Source organism: Blautia sp. DFI.1.216, assembly GCF_020594215.1.
Taxonomy (GTDB): Bacteria; Bacillota; Clostridia; order Lachnospirales; family Lachnospiraceae; genus Blautia_A; species Blautia_A wexlerae.
The window spans coordinates 1-3,275 of the sequence record NZ_JAJDML010000105.1; the positions used below are offsets into that span (position 1 = coordinate 1).

Annotated in this window: 4 protein-coding genes; all 4 read left to right on the top strand. The window is 48.0% G+C overall.

Features of this window, described 5'->3' with window-relative positions; translation table 11 throughout:
- Positions 1–282: 282 nt before the first annotated feature.
- The gene (locus LJE11_RS18690) at positions 283–486 is read left to right on the top strand and encodes a helix-turn-helix transcriptional regulator (protein WP_161275882.1); all 204 of its coding nucleotides are present in this window, start codon (positions 283–285) and stop codon (positions 484–486) included.
- Positions 483–905 carry a hypothetical protein gene (locus LJE11_RS18695; protein WP_161275883.1) on the top strand — a complete coding sequence of 141 codons (423 nt, stop codon included), beginning with the start codon at positions 483–485 and terminating at the stop codon, positions 903–905. Before LJE11_RS18690 ends, LJE11_RS18695 begins: the two co-directional genes overlap by 4 nt.
- Positions 906–1,045: 140 nt before the next feature.
- Positions 1,046–2,626 (top strand): MobQ family relaxase, encoded by a 1,581-nt coding sequence (gene mobQ / locus LJE11_RS18700; RefSeq protein ID WP_227296378.1) that lies wholly within the window; start codon positions 1,046–1,048, stop codon positions 2,624–2,626.
- A gap of 64 nt (positions 2,627–2,690) precedes the next feature.
- On the top strand, positions 2,691–3,275 hold a 585-nt coding region (locus LJE11_RS18705; RefSeq protein WP_227296380.1), incomplete at its 3' end, for a CHC2 zinc finger domain-containing protein.

Consider the following 3,275-nt stretch of genomic DNA (forward strand, 5'->3'; position numbering starts at 1 on the left):
TTGGTGCATTGCGTTCTCCGAAGGCTCCTCGCCGGAGGGCTGTGATTTTCCGCAGTCATGGTCTGCTCCAAATCAAACAGGGGACGCTACGCTTCCCCTGCGCTGGCTGCCGTCAGCTACCCTTTTGTGGACTTGCCATCTGGGGACACCTTGCGTTGCAAGCTGTTCCCATCCAACAGATAAAAAAGATTCAAGTGAAATGGAAAGTTAACTTGACATAAAAGAACTATATGATATAATGACAGTAAGGAAAGCTAACTTTCCATAAGGAAGGAAGATAACATGAAAAATCGGTTAGAAGAATTACGAAAACAACGAGGCATAAAGCAAGAAGATTTGGCAAATGCATTAGAAGTATCAAGACAAACAATCGGTTCATTAGAAAATGGACGATATAATCCATCTATCCAATTAGCGTTCAAAATTGCCAGATATTTTGATATGAGCATTGAAGAAATTTTCATCTATGAGGAGGGAACAAAATGAAAAATAAGCAACCATTTATTATTGAAATTATAATTGGCGCTATGTTGCTGGGCGTGAGTATTTTGATAAAAAGCACTTATTATTCCACCATGCTTTGGGCTATGGGGATTGGTCTAATGGTAGCTTCTGCTGTTCAGCTTGTTCGAATTATTTATTGGGAAAATCCAAAACGAAATAAAGAATACGAAGCAAAAAAACGAGAAATTCACATTAACTGTGTAGATGAGAGAAAGCAATATTTGCGAATGAAAGCTGGTCATATTACTTACCAAATCATGACATTTTTATTGCTTATCTTATCGCTAATACTTGCTTTGATTAGAGTAGATGCATGGGTAATAGCAATGATATTCTTGTTGTTTGTTTTTCAATGGTTGGTGGGGCTCATTGTATTCCGTCTGTTGGAAAAGAAACTGTAATAGTAACAACTAAATACCCGCCGCCCATACAGCGGCACACCGAGCAGGAAATCTGAAAAAGGTCTCCTGCTTTTTTTCTGCCCAAAATGAGGTGGTAAAACGCCACCCCATCCACCAATTACCGAAAGGAGGGACACGAAATGCCCTGTCCACACAACGAAATCACGATTGTTCAGCGCAGCCAGCGGCAGTCTGCTGTTGCCGCCGCTGCTTACCAAAGCGGCGAAAAGCTGTTCTGTGAATACGACCAGCAAGTAAAGCACTACCCGGAAAAGCGTGGTATCGTCCACAATGAAATCCTGCTCCCGGCAAACGCCCCACGGTCGTATGCAGACCGCAATACCTTATGGAACGCCGCCGAAGCGGTGGAAAAGCAATGGAACTCCCAGCTTGCAAGGAGGTGGGTGCTTACCATCCCAAGAGAGATACCACCCGACCAGTACGCTGTCCTTGTCAGGGAGTTTTGTGAACAGCAGTTTGTTTCAAAAGGCATGATTGCTGACTTTGCCATCCATGACCCCCATCCGCCGGGACACAATCCCCACGCCCATGTCCTGCTGACTATGAGGGCAATGGACGAACATGGGAAATGGCTTCCCAAGAGCCGCAAGGTTTATGACCTTGACGAGAATGGGGAACGGATAAAGCTGCCGTCCGGCAGGTGGAAAAGCCATAAAGAAGATACGGTTGACTGGAACGACCAGAAGTATTGTGAAATTTGGCGGCATGAATGGGAGGTCATCCAGAACCGCTATCTGGAAGCCAATGACCGCCCGGAGCGTGTGGACTTGCGTTCCTATGCCAGACAGGGGCTTGATGTTGTCCCTACTGTCCATGAGGGTGCTGCTGTCCGGCAGATGGAAAAGCGTGGTATCCAGACGAATATCGGCAACCTGAACCGGGAAATCAGAGCCGCCAACAGTATGATGAAGTCCATCCAGCAGCTTATCCAAAACCTCAAAGGCTGGATTACCGAGCTGGGAGAAAAACGGAAAGAACTGCTTGTACAAAAGGCGGCGGAGGAAGCAACACTTCTTCCCAATCTGCTGATGAAGTATATGGAGATACGAAAGGAAGAAAGGAAGGACTGGACAAGGGCTGGACAGAACCGGGGGACTTCACAGGACTTAAAGGCAGTCAGCGAAGCCCTGTCCTATCTCCGGCAAAAGGGGCTTTCCACTGTGGAGGACTTGGAAGCCTTTCTGGAATCTTCCGGGAAATCAGCCGCAGATTACCGCAGTCAGATGAAGCCAAAGGAAGCCCGAAGCAAAGTGATTGACGGACTGCTTTCTGCCCGGACAGACTGCAAGGAATGTAAGCCTGTCTATGAGAAGTACCAGAAGATATTTTTTAAGAAAACAAAGGAGAAATTCAAACAGGAACACCCGGAGGTTGCCCGATATGCGAAAGCCGCCGCCTACCTTGCCAAGCACCCAGACGATAAGGACAGTACCCAAAAGGAACTGCAAGAGGAGCAGGAAAAACTTCTGGAAGAAATCGCAGAGCTGAAAGTACCGCTGACCGAGGTACAGGAGGATTTGAAGAAGCTGCGGGACATCCGCTACTGGGTACGGAAAGCCACACCCGGCACAGAGGAAAGCAAAGAGCCGCCCAAGAAGCAGCCCATCAAAGAAGTCTTGCTGGATAAGGCAGACGAGAAAAAAGCACAAAGAACTGCCCCGGCGCAGACAAAACACAAACAACAGGATATGGAACTTTAACAGGCACTTGCCATTTTCAATCAGAGAATGTCAGGTGCTTTTTTGTTTTCAAGGAGGGATAGATTTGAATGTATTTGAAGCTGTGAAGCAGTCCGTCACAACAAGACAGGCTGCGGAGCATTATGGAATCCATGTAGGTCGGAACGGGATGGCTTGCTGCCCGTTCCATCACGATAAAACCCCAAGTATGAAGCTGGATCGGCGTTACCACTGCTTCGGCTGCGGTGCTGATGGGGATGTGATTGATTTTACCGCCGCCCTGTATGGGCTGGGAAAGAAAGAAGCCGCCGTACAACTGGCACAGGACTTCGGGCTTTCCTATGAGGACTGGAAGTCACCGGGAAAGGCAAAAAAGCCAAAGCCCCGGCAGAAATCCCCGGAGGAACAGTTTCAGGAAGCAAAGAGCCGCTGCTTCCGTATTCTTGCCGACTATCTCCACCTGCTCCGGGCATGGAGAACGGAATATGCCCCGCACTCCCCGGAGGAATCCTTTCATCCCCGGTTTGTGGAAGCCTTACAGAAGCAAGACCAAGTGGAATATCTGCTGGATGTGCTGCTCTTTGGGGAAACGGAGGAAAAAGCGGCTTTGATTACGGACTACGGAAAGGATGTGATACAGCTTGAACAGCGAATGGCAGAGCTTGCAGCC

What these genes read in the sequence shown, in the direction of transcription:
- mobQ (WP_227296378.1), top strand. Translation starts at nt 1,046, where the DNA reads ATGCCCTGTCCACACAACGAAATCACGATTGTTCAGCGCAGCCAGCGG.
- LJE11_RS18690 (WP_161275882.1), top strand. Translation starts at nt 283, where the DNA reads ATGAAAAATCGGTTAGAAGAATTACGAAAACAACGAGGCATAAAGCAA.
- LJE11_RS18695 (WP_161275883.1), top strand. Translation starts at nt 483, where the DNA reads ATGAAAAATAAGCAACCATTTATTATTGAAATTATAATTGGCGCTATG.